Raw genomic sequence first — 17677 nt, forward strand, 5'->3', positions numbered from 1 at the left:
ACCACTCAACGCTGCAAACGGCTAACCCGTCGCAACGCGGCCGGGCACGGCTCTAAACTGACGCGGCCAGGGCCGTTCACGAATCCCAGGATCCGGGTCTATCGTGTCCGCCATGACCGCTCCGATCGATCCGCGCCCGTCCCCGCAGCACCCGGACGACGATCCCTATCTTTGGCTGGAGGCGATCGACGGGCCGGAAGCGGTGGCATGGGTCGAGGCGCGCAACACCGAGACCCTCGCCCGCTACGGCGATGCCGTCTTCGACCGCGACCGCGACATCGCCCGCGTGATTCTCGATCGGCCGGATCGGATTCCGCTGGTCTCGCGCCGGGGCGGGAGGCTCTATAATTTCTGGAAAGATGCGGAGCATCCGCGCGGCCTGTGGCGGCGCACCGACGAAACGAGCTTCCGGACAGAAACGCCGGACTGGGACATCCTGCTCGACCTCGACGCCCTGGCCGTCGCGGAGGGCGAGGATTGGGTCTGGGCCGGATCGTCGATCCTGAAGGATGGCCATGACCGGGCCCTGCTCTCCCTCAGCCGGGGCGGCGGCGATGCCAAGGTCGTGCGCGAGTTCGACCTGACCGCCCGCCGCTTCGTGGCCGACGGCTTCGTCCTACCCGAGGCGAAGGGCGGCGCGGCCTGGCTCGATCGCGATACGCTCCTGGTGTCGAGCGCCTACGGCGACGGCATGGCCACGCGGGCGGGTTACCCGCGCACCATTCGGATATTGTCTCGCGGCTCGGATCCGCAGGCCGCCGCGGTGCTGTTCGACGTGCCCGAGACCAGCATGGCCGCATGGGCCTCGGTGGATCGGGAGACGGGCGTCGAGCGGCTCGTCTTCATCGAGCAGGTCAGCTTCTTCGACACCAAGATCCTCCTCGGCGACCGGAGCGGCCCAAACACAGAACTCGACGTGCCCTCGGACGCCGACGTGCAGGTCGACCGGGATTACCTCGTCGTGCGACCGCGCCGGCCCTGGTCCGTCGGCGGCGTGGAGCATGCGACCGACACCGTGCTGGCGCTGCCGCTGTCCGGCTTCCTGGCCGGGCGCCGCGACTTCGCGGTGTTGTGGCAACCGGACGAGCGCCGGGCGCTCCAGGACGTGTTCTGGTCGGCCGGGCGCCTGTTCGTGCACGCGCTCGATGATCTGCGCCCGACCTACACAGTGTGCACGCCGGGGGAGGGGGCCTGGGCGACACGGCCGCTGGAGGGGCTTCCGATGCTCGGCAGCGTCAACGTCTGGCCCCTCGACGGCGATACCGAGGAGGCGGACGGCACGCTGCTGGCGCTGGTGCACGACCCCGTGACGCCCGCGACGCTTCTCAGCATTGCGCCGGATCTCGGAGCACCCGCGGTCTTGCGCGCAACGCCGCCGGCCTTCGACGCACGTGGATTGCGCGTGACCCGGCACGAGGCGATCTCGGCCGACGGAACGCGCGTTCCCTATGTCCAGACCGGTCCGGAGGGGCTGACGGGCGAGGCCCCGGTGCACATGACCGCCTATGGCGGCTTTCGGATCCCGCTTCTGCCGAGCTACGCGCCGGTTCTCGGGAAGCTCTGGCTGGAGCGGGGCGGTACGAACGTCGTCGCCAACATCCGCGGCGGCGGCGAATTCGGCACGCGCTGGCACGATGCCGGCCGCCGCGAAGGCAAGGCCCGGGCGCATGACGACTTCGCAGCGGTCGCGGCCGACCTCGTCGCGCGCGGCGTGACCCGGCCGGGCCGGATCGCCGCGGAGGGCGGATCGAACGGCGGCCTGCTTATCGCCAACATGCTGACCCGCTATCCGGAGCGGTTCGGGGCCCTGTTCTGTACGATCCCGCTGATCGACATGCGCCGCTACACCAAGCTCCTGGCCGGGGCGAGCTGGATCGCCGAATACGGCGATCCGGACGACCCGCAGGACTGGGCGTTCCTCGGCGCCATCTCGGCGTATCATGCGGCCGAGGTGGGGCGGCCCTATCCGCCGATCCTGCTGGCCACCAGCCGCCGCGACGACCGGGTGCATCCCGGCCACGCGCGGAAGATGGCCCGCAAGCTCAACGCCCTGGGCTACGACGCGGCCTTCTACGAGCCCGCCTCGGGCGGACACGGCTACGGCAAGGACAACGCCGAGGCGGCGGCGTTCCTGGCGCTGGGCCTGACCTTCCTGCGCCGCTCGATCGGCTGGGATGTGCCGGAGGCCTGAAATTCCGATTTCAAAAGGTCTTCGACCTTCTACGGGTGCAGGGTGCAACCCTGCTGTCGGGCTTTGCCCGATGCATCAGGGGCGCCGCCCCCGAACCCCGCCAAAGGGCTAGGCCCTTTGGAAACCCGGTTTAGCCGCGCGGGAACTCTAACCCCATCTCGCGGTAGCGGGCCGGGTCGTCGGCCCAGTTCTCCCGGACCTTCACGTGCAGGAACAGGTGGACTTTCGTGTCCGCCGCCTCGGCGATTTCGATGCGGGCCGCCTGGCCGATCGCCTTGATGGTCTGGCCGCCCTTGCCCAGGACGATCGAGCGCTGGCTCTCGCGCTCGACGAAGATCGTCTGCTCGATCCGCACCGAGCCGTCCGGCCGGATCTGCCACTGGTCGGTCTCGACCGTGGAGCGGTAGGGCAATTCCTCGTGGAGCCGGTCGTAGATCTTCTCCCGAGTGATCTCGGCGGCGAGCATGCGCAGCGGCGCGTCCGAGACCTGATCCTCCGGGTAGAGCCACGGGCCGGACGGCATCCGGGCGGCAAGCGCCCGGCGCAGATCGCCGACGCCGTCGCCCTTGAGCGCCGAGATCATGAAGGTCTCCGCGAAGGGCGAAGCCGCATTGAGCTTGGCGGCGAGATCGAGCAGCCGCTCGCGCGGGATCAGGTCGATCTTGTTGAGGATCAGCATCTTCTCGCGCTTCACCCCGCCCAGCCGGCTCAGGATCGCCTCGACCTCGTCGTCCAGGCCCTTGCGGGCATCGACCAGTAGGCACACCGCATCCGCGTCGGCGGCGCCGCTCCAGGCCGAATGCACCATCGCCCGGTCGAGCCGACGCTTCGGCGCGAAGATGCCGGGGGTGTCGACCAGGATGACCTGGGCCGATCCCTCGATCAGGATGCCGCGCACCAGCGCCCGGGTCGTCTGCACCTTGCGCGAGACGATCGAGACCTTCGTGCCGACCAGGTTGTTGAGGAGCGTCGACTTGCCGGCATTCGGCACGCCGATGAGCGCGACGAAGCCCGCCCGGGCGTCGGCGGGCGTGCCCGGGAGCGTCGAGGGGGCCTTCGGTGCCGGGCCCTCGGCGGGGCCGTCATCCTGTGCATCATCCTGCGCGTCGTCGTGATCGTGTTCGGTCATGCTGTCTCCGTCGGCCCCGTCTCCGGGGCGGTGCCGATTCCCTCGCGCTCCATCAGCGCGCGGGCGGCCTCCTGCTCGGCGACACGCTTCGAGGTGCCCTCGCCATGGCCCGGCTCAAGCCCCTCGACCTGTACGGCAATGCGGAACCTGGGTGCATGATCCGGGCCGGTGCGCTCGACCACCGCATAAACGGGGATCGGCAGGCTTCGGCCCATGGCCCATTCCTGCAACGCGGATTTCGCGTCGCGGCCGCGATGGGCCGACAGGGGTTCGGTCGGGTGGAAATGCGCCTCGACGATCAGACGCGCCGCGTCGAAGCCGGCATCGAGGTAGACCGCCCCTAGGATCGCCTCGCAGACGTCGGCCAGGATCGTCTGGTTGCGCCGGCCGCCACCCATCACCTCGCCCTGGCCGAGGATCAGGTGCGGGCCGACCTCCCAGGCGGCCGCCACCGCCGCGCAGGTCTCCCGGCGCACGAGGCCGGCGAGGCGGCGCGACAGGTCACCCTCGTCGGCGTCCGGAAAGGCCGCATAGAGCCGGTCCGCCACCGCGAGCCCGAGGACGCGGTCGCCGAGGAATTCCAGGCGCTGGTAGCTGCCGCCGCGTCCGGTGGCCTTGCTGGTATGGGTCAGCGCCCGGGTCAGCAGGGTCTGATCGGCGAAGCTGTGGCCGATCCGCTCCTCCAGGACGCCGAGCGGCGGCCTGGGCTTGTGGGAACGCCGCGCCCGGGAAGACGGTCGGGCCTGTCCAGCCTCGTCCAAGTCCGGGCCGTTCAATGGATGGTCGAGAACAGGCGCGACCAGCGCACGTGGGCCGGCCAGTTCCAGAGCTGCCAAGCCGGGGTGCCCTCGTCGATCGAGAAGAAGATCATCTCGGCGCGTCCGACCAGGTTGGCGAAGGGCACGTAGCCGACGCTGGCGAGGTCGCGCGAATCGGTGGAGTTGTCGCGGTTGTCGCCCATCATGAAGAAGTGACCGCTCGGCACGGTGTAGAGTTCGGTCTTGTCCCAGAACCCGTTGTCGCCGTCCCGCTCGATCACCCGGTGTACGACGCCGTTCGGCAGCGTCTCGAGGTATTGGGGAACCTTGGTCGCCTGGCCGTAGGGATCGGTCGTCTCGTAATCGGCGATCCGCTCGCGCTTGACCGCCTTGCCGTTGATATTGAGCACGCCGTCGATCATCTGAATCTTGTCGCCCGGCAGGCCGATCACGCGCTTGATGTAGTCGGTGGCGTTGTCCTTGGGCAGCTTGAACACCGCGATGTCGCCGCGCTTCGGCTCGGCCGCCCAGACGCGCCCATCGGCCTGGATCGGAATGTATTCCGACAGCGGAAGCGAGTACTTCGAGTATCCGTAGGAGTACTTTGAGACGAACAGGTAATCACCGATCAGCAGCGTCGGCACCAGCGAGCCCGACGGGATGTTGAACGGCTGGAACAGCAGCGTGCGCACCACGAGGGCGATCAGCAGCGCCTGGACGCCGACCTTCAGCGTCTCGCGGATGCTGGCCCAGGTGCCGGTCTCGACCGGTTTCGTCAGTGGCTTGCCGTCGTGATCCACGCGTGCGCGTTCCATCTTCAGACTCAGATTCCGTCGCCGGAGCACGCCCCGGCTCTTCCGTTCTCGTACGATGGTCCCGGAAACTCGGCTTCCGCCATCCCGCATCATACGCCAGCCGCCAGCAGGGCACGGCCCCGCCGCTCGCGGCTGATCTGCGGTTGTCCCGAGGAATGCGCCGCAATCGTGTCCGCTGCGTGCGGCGGTCTAGACCAAGCGCGAGCCCCCCGCAACGCGCGAGGGCGGCGCGCTAATCCGCCGACCCGGGTCTCACCCGCGCGGCACGGTCGGCAGCGCCTCGATGATCACGAAGGCTTGAGCCATCGGCGGGTCGTCCGTCAGGCTGACGTGCAGGCGGCCCTCATGCCCCGCGGGCAGCAACTCGGCGAGACGCGCGGCGGCGCCGCCGGAGAGCCGCAGGGTCGGCTGGCCGGAGGGCAGGTTCACCACCTCCATGTCGCGCCAGAACACCCCGGCACTGAGACCGGTCCCGAGGGCCTTGGCACAAGCCTCCTTGGCGGCGAATCGCCTGGCATAGCCGGGCGCCCGCGCGGCGCGGCGATCGCAGCGCGCCCGCTCGCCGTCCGTGAAAACCCGGTGTGTGAAGCGGTCGCCGTGCCGCTCCAGCGTCCGGGCGATCCGGTCGATGTCGCAGAGATCCGAGCCGATGCCGATGATCATGGGCGCCGCGCGCGGTCCATGGCGGCCCGCATGTCGCGCACTGCCTGGGCAAGGCCCACGAAGATCGCGTCGGCGATGAGTGCGTGGCCGATATTCAACTCGCGGATCTGCGGCAGCGCCGCTACCGGGCCGACGCTGTCGACCGTGAGCCCGTGGCCGGCATGGATCTCCAGGCCGAGGCCGGCGCCGTGCTGGGCCGCCCTTGTGATCCGGGCCAGCTCGTGGGCGATGCGCCCATCGTCCCCCGCCACGGCGGCCTCGCAGTAGCTGCCGGTGTGCAGTTCGACCACCGGAGCCCCGAGCGCGGCGGCCGCCTCCATGATCGCCGGTTCGGGCTCGACGAACAGCGACACCCGAATGCCGGCCTCGGCGAGGGCGGTGATGCGGGGGGCGAGGTGAGCGCGGCCGCCGACGATGTCGAGGCCGCCCTCGGTCGTGCGCTCCGCACGCTTCTCGGGCACCAGACAGGCGGCGTGGGGCCGGGTCGCCAGGGCGATCGCCACCATCTCGTCGGTCGCGGCCATCTCGAAGTTCAGCGGCACCGTGAGGTCGCGCTTCAGCGCGGCGATGTCGGCGTCGCGGATGTGGCGGCGGTCCTCGCGTAGATGCGCAGTGATCCCGTCCGCCCCGGCCTCGACCGCCAGCAGGGCGGCCCGAACGGGATCGGGATAATGCTCGCCGCGTGCATTGCGCACGGTGGCGACGTGATCGATGTTGACGCCGAGGCGCAGCTTTTCGAAGGTCGTGTTTTCGGGCGTCATGGGCTCATCGGTCCCGGGGCCGGCCCGCTCCGGCAGGCGCCCTCGAACGGTCGATATGCTGGCGGCGCGCCCTGTCGGCAAGACGGGCCGGCGCCCCGGCCGAGCGGACGCGTCCGGACCTGCCGGCCTTGCCAGTGCGGGAAAAAACCATTATCCGCCGGCCCTCGCGTTCGCTCCGGCCGGGGGCTGAACGGACGGTGCCGCTCGCGGCATAGGGTCCTGAACGACCCGTCGTCCGGTGTCTCCGCCTTCGATCAACCGCTCGGGCCTGAAAATCGGCTCGAAGGGCTTGGCGCCGAGCGTCTCGCGAAATGAACCGGCCCGAACCAGCCGCTCCCGAGCGGCCGGGCTCCTTTTGACACTGAAAGGCCCGATAATGCCTCTCTACGAGCACGTGCTCTTGGCCCGGCAGGACGTGACGTCCCAGCAGGTCGAGACGATGATCGACACCTACAAGGGTGTGATCGAGCAGAACGGCGGCCGCCTCGAGAAGATCGAGATGTGGGGCGTGAAGTCCCTGGCCTACCGCATCAAGAAGAACCGCAAGGCGCATTTCGCGCTCCTCAACATCGACGCCCCCCCGGCCGCCATCGCCGAGATGGAGCGCCAGATGCAGATCTCCGAAGATGTGCTGCGCTTCATGACCGTCCGGGTCGAGGATCTCGATTCCGAGCCGTCGGCGATGATGCAGAAGCGTGACCGCGACGACCGCAAGGATCGCGAGCGCGGCCGGCGTCGCGACGATGACGGCTTCGGTGGCGGCGGTGGTGGCGGCTTCGGCGGTGGCGACCGTCCGGACCGTGGCGATCGCGGTGGCGATCGTCCCGAGCGTACCTTTGGCGGGGAGGCCTAAGCCATGGCATTTGGTGCTGGTGCAGGTGCAGGGGGCGGACGCCGTCCCTTCTTCCGTCGTCGCAAGACCTGCCCGTTCTCCGGCGCGAACGCGCCGAAGATCGACTACAAGGACGTCAAGCTGCTGTCCCGATACGTGTCGGAGCGCGGTAAGATCGTTCCGTCGCGCATTACCGCGGTGTCGGCCAAGAAGCAGCGCGAACTCGCCCAGGCGATCAAGCGCGCTCGCTTCCTCGGCCTGCTGCCCTACGTGATCAAGTAGACCGATTCGACCGTCCGGCCCGGGCTCGACCCGGGCCGGTCCTCACAGAGCGATCTGGCATCGCTCGATCGTTGGGGCGCAGCGTCGCCTCTAACCCTGCCGTGACGGCAGCGGGACAGCGGAATCCATGGCACAGCATATCGGCATCGGTATCGGCGCGGGCCTCGTCTCCGCACTCCTGTTCGGGGTGCTGCTGAAGGCGACCCCGCTGGCGATCGTGCTCTACCTCGTGGCGCCGCTGCCGATCCTGATCGTCGGTTTGGGCTGGAGCCATAAGGCCGCCCTGGCGGCTGCCGCCGCCGGCAGTCTGGCGCTGGCCCTGGTGATCGCGCCCTTCATGGGCCTCGCCTACGCGGCCTACATCGCCCTGCCGGCCTGGTGGCTCGCCTACCTGACCCTGCTCGGTCGCGACACGCCGTCGGGCCTCGAATGGTACCCGACCGGCCGCCTCCTCGGCTGGACTGCCGCCACGGCGGCGCTCGCGTTCATCGCCATAGCAGTCCTGTCCTCGCCGAACCACGCGGCTTTCGACGCGCAATTGCGCGGGCTCGCTCGCTCGCTGGTCCAGGTCCGCGATCCCGCTGCCCGCCTGACGGCGGACCGTCGTGCCGGCGCACCCCAGTCCGAGGCGACGGAATCCGGTTCGGACCCTGCGCCGGACACGGAGCAAGCACCCAAGGCCGGCGCCGACGAGGCCGAGGTGACCCGGACCGAGGTCGCAGACGCGCTTGCGCGCGTGGTCCCGGCTTTCGCGGCCAACGGTCTGGCTTTGCTCCTGACCTTCTATCTCTGGGCTTCGGCCAAAATCGTGAACATCTCCGGCCGGCTGCCGCGGCCCTGGCCGGATCTGCCGGCGACCGCCATGCCGCGCACCACCTTGGTGACCCTGGCCGCGGCCGTGCTGATGTGCTTCGCCCCCGGCTACGTCGGCGTGTTCGGCGTGGCGCTCGTGGGGGCGTTCAGCGCGTCTTTCGCGCTCCAGGGGCTCGCGGCGTTCCACGACCGCTCGCGCGGCCGGCCCGGACGCGGGCTGATGCTGTTCGGCATGTACCTCATCCTGTTCGTGACCCAGGGCGTGGCCCTGGTGGCACTCACCCTGTTCGGCCTAGCCGACACCGCCCTCGATCGCCGACGTCCCAAGGACAACCCGGCGCCGTGAGTCCCCGGTCCCCGAGGCCGACCAACTGAAGGAGAAAGACGATGGAAGTGATCCTGCTCGAGCGCGTGGCCAAGCTTGGCCAGATGGGCGAGACCGTGAACGTTCGTCCGGGCTTCGCCCGTAACTTCCTGCTCGCCCGCGGCAAGGCGCTGCGCGCGACGGAATCCAACAAGAAGCACTTCGAGTCGCAGCGCGCCCAGCTCGAGGCCCGCAACCTCGACCGCAAGAAGGACGCCGAGGCCGTCGCCGAGAAGCTGAACGGCCAGAGCTTCATCCTGATCCGCCAGTCGGGCGAGACCGGTGTGCTCTACGGCTCCGTCTCCACCCGCGACCTCGCCGAGGTTGTGGCCAAGGACGGCTTCACGGTCGATCGCGGCCAGTTCGTCCTCAACCAGCCGATCAAGACCCTCGGCTTGCACAACGTCCCTGTGGTCCTGCACCCCGAGGTGGAAGTCCAGGTCACCGTGAACGTCGCCCGCAGCCCCGAGGAGGCCGAGCGTCAGGCCCGTGGCGAGTCGGTCACCGAGCGCGAGGCGTTCAACCTCGACGACCTCGGCCTGGAGGTCGGCGCGGCGCTGGCCGATGCCGGCGAGGGTGCCGACGACCGCGGCTGATTCCCTCGGGACGACCGGTTTGCGCCGCTCCGCAAGGGCCGTCCGGCCTGCTCTGAGCGGCGCAAGCCGCATCCCTGTATACCGGTGAAGACTGGGGATTCGTCCCTCCACGACTTGACACGTTCCAGTTTTGTTCCAGCATGGACGCCCGCCCCTCGCGAGAGTCGGCGGGCGTCCGTTCGTCCGGGCCGGGGCCGGACGAACCGGCCGTCGGCTAGGCTTCAGTAACCATACTGAGGCCAAGGTCGCGCGGTGTGATCCTGGTGCGCCCGCCGCGGCGCCTGAATTCGGAGTCGTCCGCCGATGGCCCTGCCCAATGCGCTCACGGCCAAGCTGGAAGCGGTCCAGGCCGAGTATCGCGTCGCCCCGCACAACATTGATGCGGAGCAGGCGCTGCTCGGCGCCATCCTGGTGAATAACGACGCCTACTACCGGGTGTCGGACTTCCTGCTGGCCGAGCACTTCATGGAGGATGCGCACCAGCAGATTTTTTCCGTGGCGGCGTCCCTGATCCGCGCCGGCAAGCTCGCCACGCCCATCACCATGAAGACCTACCTCGGTGACGCCGATTTCGGCGGCCAGACGGTGATGCAGTACCTCGCCAGGCTCGCCGCAGACGCCACCACGGTGATCAACGCCGGCGCCTACGGCCGGACGATCTACGACCTCGCCATCCGCCGCCGCCTGATCACCATCGGCGAGGATCTGGTGAACGGCGCCTACGAGGCTCCGGTCGAGCAGGCGCCCCGCGACCAGATCGAGGAGACCGAGCGGCGCCTCTACGAGCTCGCGGAGGCCGGAAAGTACGACGGCGGCTTCCAGAAGTTCTCCGACGCGCTGACCGCCGCGGTCGACATGGCCGCCAAGGCCTACCAGCGCGACGGCAAGCTCTCGGGCATCGCCACCGGCTTGTCCGACCTCGACGCCAAGATGGGCGGTCTGCAATCCTCCGACTTGATCATCCTCGCCGGCCGCCCGGCCATGGGCAAGACCTCGCTGGTGACCAACATCGCCTTCAACATCGCCAAGGCGTATCGCGGCGAGAAGCAGGCGGACGGCACGATGCAGACCGTCAACGGCGGGATCGTTGGGTTCTTCTCCCTCGAAATGTCGGCCGAGCAGCTCGCCACCCGCATCATCGCCGAGCAATCGGGGGTGCCGTCCTACAAGATCCGCCGCGGCGACATCCGGCCGGAGGATTTCTACAAGATCACCGACGCCGCCCGGGATATGCAGACGATCCCGTTCTACATCGATCAGACCGGCGGCATCTCGATCGCCCAGCTCGCCGCACGTGCCCGGCGCCTGAAGCGCCAAAAGGGCCTGGATCTGCTGATCGTCGACTACCTGCAGCTGCTTTCCGGCTCCGGCAAGCGCAGCGATAACCGCGTGCAGGAAATGACCGAGATCACCACCGGCATGAAGGCGCTGGCCAAGGAGCTGGCGGTGCCGATCATCGGTCTGTCGCAGCTCTCGCGTCAGGTCGAGAACCGCGACGACAAGCGCCCCCAGCTCTCGGACCTACGCGAATCGGGCTCGATCGAGCAGGACGCCGACGTGGTGATGTTCGTGTTCCGCGAGGAATACTACGTCAACAACAAGAAGCCGCGGGAGGGCACGGAGGAGTTCTTCGCCTGGGAGGCGGAGATGAACCGCGTTCACGGGAAGGCCGAGGTGATCCTGGGCAAGCAGCGCCACGGCCCGACCGGGACGGTTGAGCTGCAGTTCGACGCCAACATCACCCGGTTCTCGAACCTCGCCCAGAGCGAGCGGCTGCCCGAGCAGATGTGATAGCGAGCCGTGCCGAAAGGCGGCCTCCGGCTTTCGGGAAAAGATCATGCGAATCAAAAGGCTACCGCATCTTGTGGGTTTCGACACCCGGCATGATGCGGTAGTGTGGCGATGCCCACGTGAACGGGCGACTGCGAGGAGGCGGTCGTGACAGCTTCGAATCGGGCGCCGCAGAAGCTGAAGGCGACGCGGTACGAGGACGATGTCCATGCTTGGGCTCAGGAGCAGGTGCATCTCCTTCAGGCGGGCGCGTGGGCGCGCCTCGACATCGAGCATATTGCGGACGAGATTGCTGACGTGGGCCGCAGCGAACGCCACGCGCTGACGAGCGCCCTCTGTGTGATCCTGCTTCACCTGCTGAAATGGGATCATCAGCCCACCCGGCGGAGCCGCAGCTGGGTGACGTCGATCCGGACACAGCGCAGCATCGTGGCGGAGCGTCTTGAAGACAGCCCAAGCCTTAAGTCGCAGATCCAGGCGCTCATCGATCGGGCCTATCATCGCGCGCGGATCGAGGCGGCAGGGGAGACTGGGCTCGATGAGGGCGCGTTCCCGCCGGTCTGCCCCTACGACTTTACCGCGATTATGACCCGGCCGATTCCCTGGCCGCCGAACGACGGCGACGCCCGATCGACGTGTCGGTAGGATCGCCTTCGGCGGTCTGCGGTCGCCGCGAACCATCGCCGGATCCGGCCGTTGAGCGGAAGACGAATGTGCCGCCGCCGCAGGATCGACGATGACCGAGCCGACCCCTCCAAAGATGCCGTACTGGCACGTCTATACCGACGCGGAGGGGGTGAGCCGCCAGGAGCTCTTTTCGATCGCGCGGTTTAAATTCGAAGGGATCAACCCCGAAACCGCACCGCAGTGGAACGACAAGATGGACCCGGCGCCGTCGGTGGTGACCTTTACGGTCCTGCCGGTCGGCTGGGTCGGCGAGTGGCACGAGAACCCGCGTCCACAATGGATCGCGATCCTGTCCGGCCGCTGGTTCGTGGAGACCATGGACGGCCACCGGGTCGAAATGGGTCCGGGCGAGTTGATGATGGGCGAGGATCAGAACACCAAGGCCCGCGATGGCAAGAAGGGCCACCTCTCGGGCACTGTCGGCGACGAGCCCTGCACCATGATCGTGACGGGGCTCCAAGTGGAGCCGACCGTCAACCAGCCCGGCCGCTTCAAGTAGGGCCCCGGCATGGACGGCATCGAGCTGACGCAGCCGCGCTTCAAGGCGTATGTTCTTCCGAATGCGCCGCTGGAAAAGCTCGCCGACGGCTTTCGCTGGACCGAAGGCCCGGTTTTCTTCGGCGATCGCAACGAACTGCTGTTCTCCGATCTCCCCAACAACCGGGTGATGCGCTGGACGGATCAGGGCGGCCTGAGTGTCTATCGTGAGGGGGGCGACTTCGAGAACGGCCACACGCGGGATCGCCAGGGGCGGCTCCTGTCCTGCTCGCATCGCGGCCGGCGCATCCACCGGACCGAACTCGACGGCCGCATCACCGGCCTAGTCGAGCACTATCAGGGGCGGAGGCTGAATTCGCCAAACGACATCGTCTGCAAGTCCGACGGCACGATCTGGTTCTCGGATCCGCCCTACGGCATCCAGACCGATTACGAAGGCGGCAAGCAGGAATCCGAGCTGCCCGCATCTCTCTACCGGTTCGACCCCCGCGATGGGTCGCTGTGCGTGGTCGCCGACGACTTCCAGGGCCCGAACGGCCTGTGCTTCTCCCCTGACGAGCGCAGGCTCTACGTCGTCGAGACCGGGCTGCAATTCGCGCCGGACCCGATTCAGCATGTGCGCGTGTTCGATGTCGCCGAGGATGGAAGCCTGTCCGGCGGGGCGGTGTTCTGCAAGATCGCGCCAGGCAATGCCGACGGGATCCGCTGCGACGAGCATGGCAATGTGTGGTCGAGCGCCGGCGATGGCGTGCACTGCATCGACCCCGGCGGCGAGTTTCTCGGGAAGATCCTGGTGCCATCGACGGTGGCGAACCTAACCTTCGGCGGCCGCAACGACAGCCGGCTGTTCCTGTGCGCCTCGCGCACGCTGTACGCGATCTACACCAATGTGCGCGGGGCGCGGCTGCTTTGAACGGCGTCAAAGCCATCGCGGGCTTCAGCCGCACCGTTGCGGACCTCGCCGTCACGGAGGCCTTTTATTGCGACGGTCTCGGCTTCGAGCGGGTCGCTCCGCCGGAACCGGTGCCGACTGCGCAGGCCGAGGCGATGGGGCTCACGGGGTTGCAGGCCCGGCAGTTGCACCTGCGGCTCGGCGGCCAAATGGTGACGTTCCTCACGGTGGAGCCACCCGGCGCGTCTTACCCGGTCGACCGCTCGGCAACCGATCCGTTCTTCCAGCACCTCGCGATCCCGGTGCGCGACATCGATGCCGCGATGGCGCAGATCGGCCGGGTCGATCCGACGCCGATCAGCCGGGGCGGCGCGCAGGTCCTGCCAGCGTCCTCGGGCGGCGTCACCGCGTACAAGTTCCGCGATCCGGACGGGCATCCCCTGGAACTGATCTTCTTCCCCGACGGGGAGCCGGCCGAGCGCTGGCGCGCCGCGCCGGGCCTGTTCCTCGGTATCGACCATTCGGCGATCACCGTCACCGATCTCGATGGGACGCTGTCGTTCCTCACCGGCCCCCTGGGCCTGCACGTCGCGCAGACCGGCTTGAACCGGGGGGCCGAACAGGCGCGGCTCGACGGCATCGATGATCCCGTAGTCGATGTTGTCGCGCTCAAGCCGCCCGCACCCGCACCGCACGTGGAACTGCTGCACTACCGGGCGCCGGCCAGCCCGAACCGGTCAAGGAACGAGTTCAGCCCGGCCGATCGCGCCTCAACGCGATTTGTTTTTTCCGTGGCGGATATAGAGGGGCTGGTGGAGGCTCTCCGTGTCGCAGGGGTTGCGCGTCGTTCGTCCTTGGATGGCAAGGCTGCCTATTGCGTGGGACCGGATAACCATGGGTTCTTGTTCGTGACGGCTTGAACCCGCGGCTGGATGCTGCGTGTTGCGCACTTGACGCGTCGCCCCTCCGGCGTCCAATCCGGCCGCCCCGGAGGTCAGACCGATGCCGCTCCTCGCACTGCCCTTTCCGGCCATCGATCCTGTGGCGCTCGCGATCGGGCCGATCACGATCAAATGGTACGCGCTCGCCTACATCGCCGGCCTGATCGGCGGGTGGTACTACGCGCGCCGCCTCGTGATGGCCGACAGCCTGTGGGGGGTGGTCAAGCGCCCGCAGGTGGTCGACATCGACGATCTGGTCGTCTGGGTCGCGCTTGGCGTCGTGCTGGGTGGGCGGATCGGCTACGTGCTGTTCTACAACCTGCCGATGTACCTTGCCGACCCGATGGAGATCCTGGCGATCCGCAACGGCGGCATGTCGTTCCACGGCGGCTTCCTGGGCGCGATCCTGGCCTTCCTGCTGTTCGCCCGGGCCAAGAAGTTGAACGGTTACACCCTTCTCGACATCGGCGCCGTCGTCGTGCCGATCGGCCTGTTCTTCGGGCGGATCGCGAACTTCGTGAACGGCGAGCTGTGGGGCCGGGTCGCGCCGGACTTCGCTTATGCGATCGTGTTCCCCACCGGAGGGCCGCTGCCGCGCCATCCGAGCCAGCTCTACGAGGCGGCGACTGAAGGGCTGCTGTTGTTCATCGTCATGGCGTTGAGCGTCCGCCGGTTCGGCTTCCGCAAGCCCGGCTTGCTCGGCGGGATATTCGTGTTCGGCTACGCCCTGGCCCGCACGGTCTGCGAGTTCTTTCGCGAGCCGGACCGGCAACTCGGCTTCCTGTTCGGCGACCATCTCGGGCCGATGGGGGGCGGCGTGACCATGGGCATGCTGCTCTGCGTGCCGATGATGATCGTCGGCCTCACCTACATCGTTCTGGCGGCGACAGGCCGGACCCGTCCCCGTAATCCGGCTGCGGCGTCCGACCCGCGGGAGGCGGCGCGCGAGGCGCCCGCGAAGGCGTGACGCCGCTCGGAGCCGAGATCGCGGCGCTGATCCGGCACGGCGGCCCGATCGGCGTCGACCGCTACATGGCCCTGTGCCTGGGGCATCCGGTCCACGGCTATTACCGAACCCGCGATCCGCTCGGGGTGCGGGGCGACTTCACGACGGCGCCCGAGATCAGCCAGATTTTCGGCGAACTGGTCGGCGCCTGGGTAGGCTACGTTCACGGGCGAATGGGGCGGCCGGATCCGCTCGTTCTGGTGGAACTCGGCCCCGGACGCGGCACGCTGATGGCCGACGCCCTGCGGGCCCTGCGGGTGGCGGCCCCGGGCGTACGGGTGTCGCCGCACCTGGTCGAGACCAGTCCGGTCCTGCGCGAAGTGCAGGCTCGCGTCCTGGCCGGAACGGACGCGACCTGGCACGCAAGCTTGGAAACCCTGCCCGACGGCCCGGTGATCCTCGTCGCCAACGAGTTCTTCGACTGCCTGCCGGTCCGCCAGTTCGAGCGCCGGGCCACCGGCTGGCACGAGCGGCAGGTGGGGCTCGGGCCGCAGGGCGAGTTCGTGTTCGGGCTGGCACCAGAGCCGACGGCGGAGATCGAGGCGTCGGGGTCCGAGGGGGCTTTGCTGAGCGTCCCCGGTGCCGGGCTCGCGCTGATGCGGACGCTGACCCGAAGACTGCGCGCGTCCGGAGGCACACTGCTGGCGATCGATTACGGCCATGTCCGGCCGGGCTTCGGCGATACCCTCCAGGCTCTGGCGGGGCATCGCTTCGCCGACCCGCTCGCGGCGCCGGGCGAGGCGGATCTGACGCATCACGTTGATTTCGCGGCTCTGGCTCGGGCTGCACGCGCCGAGCAGGCAACGATCCTCGGTCCGGTGGAGCAGCGGGAATTCCTAGTTGCCCTTGGTCTGCTGGAGCGCGCCGAGCGCCTGAAGGCGTCCGCCACGGCAACTCAAGCCAAGGCAATCGATTCGGCCGTAGACCGGCTGACGGATGCCGGCCCGACCGGCATGGGCCGCCTGTTCAAGGTCCTGGCGGTAACCGGTCGAGACCTCGGGCCGCTGCCCGGATTTCCCGAAACCTGAGGCTTCGCATCCGGACGGCGGCTGAGGATGTCGTCAGCCGAACGAGCCGAAACCCGCGTCGGATCCGTTCGTGGCCCGCGGCGTCGGCGGTGCCGGTGGGATCAGGTCGGAGGGGTCGAGGTCGCCGCGTTCACGCACGACGGGATGCTCGGCAGTGCTGGGGCTCCGATGTTCCGGAGCCTCCGGCGCCTTGGTCTCGATCGGGGAGTCGTTCTCGGTCCGTCGTGACATTGCGATCCTTCTCGGAAGAATCCGGAACCCGGACTCATGCTGCAATGCAGCAAGAATCTGACGGTTCCACGACATCGTCAAGGGCCGGCCGTTCCGCTATCGAGCGCGGCAGCAGGAAAGCCAGGGAGCCGACCGTGACCGCAGGCATGTACATCGAGGCGCCGGAACTCTCGTCGCAGGCCGGCGTGCGGCACGCCTTCTTCACTCGGGCCGGCGGCGTCTCGGAGGGCGTCTACGCGTCGCTCAACGGCGGACTCGGCTCGCACGACGTGCCGGAGCATGTCGGCGAGAACCGGGCCCGGATGTGCGCCCAGCTCGGCCTGCCGCCGGATCGCCTCGTGAGCCTGTACCAGGTCCATTCCGCCGCGGTGGTCACGGTGGAGGCACCGTTCCCGGCTGCGGACCGCCCCAAGGCCGACGCCATGGTGACGCGGGTCCCAGGGCTCGCCCTGGGCATCGCCACGGCCGATTGCGGGCCGATTCTGTTCGCCGATCCCGAGAACGGGGTGGTCGGCGCCGCCCATGCCGGCTGGAAGGGGGCATTGACGGGGGTGATCGCCGCGACGGTGCAAGCCATGGAAGCCCTCGGAGCGCGACGTCAGCGGATCGTCGCCGTGCTCGGGCCGACGATCGGGCAGGCCTCCTACGAGGTCGGCCCGGACTTCATCGCGCGCTTCCGCGCCGAGGCTCCCGGCCAGGAGCGCTTTCTGGAGCCAGGGACCCGCGACGGTCATGCGCAGTTCGATCTTCCGGGCTTCATCCTGGCGAGACTCGGCGAGGCGGAGATCGGAGAGGCCGCGATGCTCGACCTGTGCACCTATGCCGACCCGGAGCGCTTCTACAGCTATCGCCGGACCACGCACCGCGGCGAGCCCGACTACGGGCGGCTGATCTCCGCTATCGCTCTGACTCCATGATGATCATGGACGGCCCCCGTCCCGAGCGTGGCCGTTGCGTCCAGGGGGTGCGACACTTTGTCAAACCAAAATCGTGCGAAAAAGCGTGGCCATAAGCGAACCTTGACCATTCGAGCGCGTTTTGACCCATGAGGTGCCGGGGAAAAACGGCGGATTGCCAAAGGGGCCGCGATGAGCGGTCGGCGATACCGCCCGCGTAAAGCAGCCCTGGAACCGCTGGACGATTGGCAGATCCGCGTTCCGTATCGGTCCGAAAGGCCGCTGCGGAGCCACCCGTGAGGACCAGAATATGAAATCCCTGCTTCGCGCCACCACCGCCCTCGCGGGCGTCGCCCTCGCCGGTTCGGCCTTCGCCGCCGACCTGCCGCGCCGCGCCGCCCCGCCGCCGATCTTCACTCCGGTGCCCGTGTTCACCTGGACCGGCGCGTACTTCGGTATCAACGCCGGCTACGCGTTCGACGCCAGCAGCCGCTCCAACAACT

The 17677-nt window shown here is 68.5% G+C and carries 19 protein-coding genes and 1 pseudogene; 14 read left to right on the forward strand and 6 right to left on the reverse strand.

Annotation, left to right across the window (positions count from 1 at the left end; translation table 11 throughout):
* Window positions 1–112 precede the first annotated feature (112 nt).
* The gene (locus tag MFF40_RS27200; RefSeq protein ID WP_147853675.1) at window positions 113–2191 is read left to right on the forward strand and encodes a prolyl oligopeptidase family serine peptidase; all 2079 of its coding nucleotides are present in this window, start codon (window positions 113–115) and stop codon (window positions 2189–2191) included.
* 130 nt (window positions 2192–2321) lie between these two features.
* Here the strand turns inward: MFF40_RS27200 and era are convergent, their stop codons facing one another.
* The 5 genes from era to MFF40_RS27225 all read right to left on the reverse strand — a co-directional run bounded on the left by era (window position 2322) and on the right by MFF40_RS27225 (window position 6317).
* Entirely contained in the window at window positions 2322–3320 is a 999-nt protein-coding gene (gene era / locus MFF40_RS27205; protein WP_147853669.1) for a GTPase Era, read from the reverse strand.
* Complete coding sequence (gene rnc / locus MFF40_RS27210) at window positions 3317–4081, reverse strand: ribonuclease III (protein WP_147853674.1); 765 nt, start codon at window positions 4079–4081, stop codon at window positions 3317–3319. The genes era and rnc overlap by 4 nt, the downstream gene beginning before the upstream one ends.
* 11 nt (window positions 4082–4092) lie before the next feature.
* On the reverse strand, window positions 4093–4893 hold the full coding sequence (gene lepB / locus MFF40_RS27215) for a signal peptidase I (protein WP_147853668.1): 801 nt from the start codon (window positions 4891–4893) through the stop codon (window positions 4093–4095).
* A 252-nt stretch (window positions 4894–5145) separates the two neighbouring features.
* On the reverse strand, window positions 5146–5556 hold the full coding sequence (gene acpS / locus MFF40_RS27220) for a holo-ACP synthase (RefSeq protein ID WP_147898868.1): 411 nt from the start codon (window positions 5554–5556) through the stop codon (window positions 5146–5148).
* A complete protein-coding gene (locus tag MFF40_RS27225; RefSeq protein WP_147853666.1) occupies window positions 5553–6317 on the reverse strand; it encodes a pyridoxine 5'-phosphate synthase in 765 nt (254 codons plus the stop codon). Before MFF40_RS27225 ends, acpS begins: the two co-directional genes overlap by 4 nt.
* Window positions 6318–6693: 376 nt before the next feature.
* Here MFF40_RS27225 and rpsF point away from each other — a divergent pair, with 376 nt between their 5' ends.
* From rpsF to MFF40_RS27280, 11 genes are all read left to right on the forward strand, one after another.
* Complete coding sequence (gene rpsF / locus MFF40_RS27230; RefSeq protein ID WP_147853665.1) at window positions 6694–7170, forward strand: 30S ribosomal protein S6; 477 nt, start codon at window positions 6694–6696, stop codon at window positions 7168–7170.
* Window positions 7171–7173: 3 nt separating this feature from the next.
* Window positions 7174–7431, forward strand: coding sequence for a 30S ribosomal protein S18 (rpsR, locus tag MFF40_RS27235; RefSeq protein WP_091712669.1), 258 nt, complete (start codon window positions 7174–7176; stop codon window positions 7429–7431).
* Between the two features lie 127 nt (window positions 7432–7558).
* On the forward strand, window positions 7559–8590 hold the full coding sequence (locus tag MFF40_RS27240; protein ID WP_147898869.1) for a DUF2232 domain-containing protein: 1032 nt from the start codon (window positions 7559–7561) through the stop codon (window positions 8588–8590).
* 41 nt (window positions 8591–8631) lie between these two features.
* On the forward strand, window positions 8632–9204 hold the full coding sequence (gene rplI, locus MFF40_RS27245; protein WP_147898870.1) for a 50S ribosomal protein L9: 573 nt from the start codon (window positions 8632–8634) through the stop codon (window positions 9202–9204).
* A 303-nt stretch (window positions 9205–9507) separates the two neighbouring features.
* On the forward strand, window positions 9508–10995 hold the full coding sequence (locus tag MFF40_RS27250) for a replicative DNA helicase (protein WP_147853662.1): 1488 nt from the start codon (window positions 9508–9510) through the stop codon (window positions 10993–10995).
* A gap of 147 nt (window positions 10996–11142) precedes the next feature.
* Entirely contained in the window at window positions 11143–11640 is a 498-nt protein-coding gene (locus tag MFF40_RS27255; RefSeq protein ID WP_238262971.1) for a DUF29 domain-containing protein, read from the forward strand.
* Between the two features lie 91 nt (window positions 11641–11731).
* On the forward strand, window positions 11732–12181 hold the full coding sequence (locus tag MFF40_RS27260) for a cupin domain-containing protein (protein ID WP_238262973.1): 450 nt from the start codon (window positions 11732–11734) through the stop codon (window positions 12179–12181).
* Window positions 12182–12190: 9 nt separating this feature from the next.
* Window positions 12191–13093: an SMP-30/gluconolactonase/LRE family protein gene (locus MFF40_RS27265; protein WP_238262975.1), complete on the forward strand. Its 903-nt coding sequence runs from the start codon at window positions 12191–12193 to the stop codon at window positions 13091–13093.
* A complete protein-coding gene (locus MFF40_RS27270; RefSeq protein ID WP_238262977.1) occupies window positions 13090–13992 on the forward strand; it encodes a VOC family protein in 903 nt (300 codons plus the stop codon). Before MFF40_RS27265 ends, MFF40_RS27270 begins: the two co-directional genes overlap by 4 nt.
* 82 nt (window positions 13993–14074) lie before the next feature.
* The gene (lgt, locus tag MFF40_RS27275; protein ID WP_147853659.1) at window positions 14075–14980 is read left to right on the forward strand and encodes a prolipoprotein diacylglyceryl transferase; all 906 of its coding nucleotides are present in this window, start codon (window positions 14075–14077) and stop codon (window positions 14978–14980) included.
* A complete protein-coding gene (locus MFF40_RS27280) occupies window positions 14977–16047 on the forward strand; it encodes a class I SAM-dependent methyltransferase (RefSeq protein ID WP_238262979.1) in 1071 nt (356 codons plus the stop codon). The genes lgt and MFF40_RS27280 overlap by 4 nt, the downstream gene beginning before the upstream one ends.
* A gap of 33 nt (window positions 16048–16080) precedes the next feature.
* Here MFF40_RS27280 and MFF40_RS27285 read toward each other — a convergent pair whose 3' ends face one another.
* The gene (locus MFF40_RS27285; protein ID WP_238262981.1) at window positions 16081–16278 is read right to left on the reverse strand and encodes a fibronectin-attachment protein (FAP); all 198 of its coding nucleotides are present in this window, start codon (window positions 16276–16278) and stop codon (window positions 16081–16083) included.
* A 146-nt stretch (window positions 16279–16424) separates the two neighbouring features.
* Between MFF40_RS27285 and pgeF the strand changes: the two genes are divergently transcribed.
* Window positions 16425–17195 carry a peptidoglycan editing factor PgeF gene (gene pgeF / locus MFF40_RS27290; protein WP_238262983.1) on the forward strand — a complete coding sequence of 257 codons (771 nt, stop codon included), beginning with the start codon at window positions 16425–16427 and terminating at the stop codon, window positions 17193–17195.
* Window positions 17196–17484: 289 nt separating this feature from the next.
* A pseudogene (locus tag MFF40_RS27295) lies at window positions 17485–17677 on the forward strand (porin family protein); the annotation flags it as partial.

It is taken from the genome of Methylobacterium mesophilicum (genome assembly GCF_022179445.1).
Taxonomy (GTDB): domain Bacteria; phylum Pseudomonadota; class Alphaproteobacteria; order Rhizobiales; family Beijerinckiaceae; genus Methylobacterium; species Methylobacterium mesophilicum.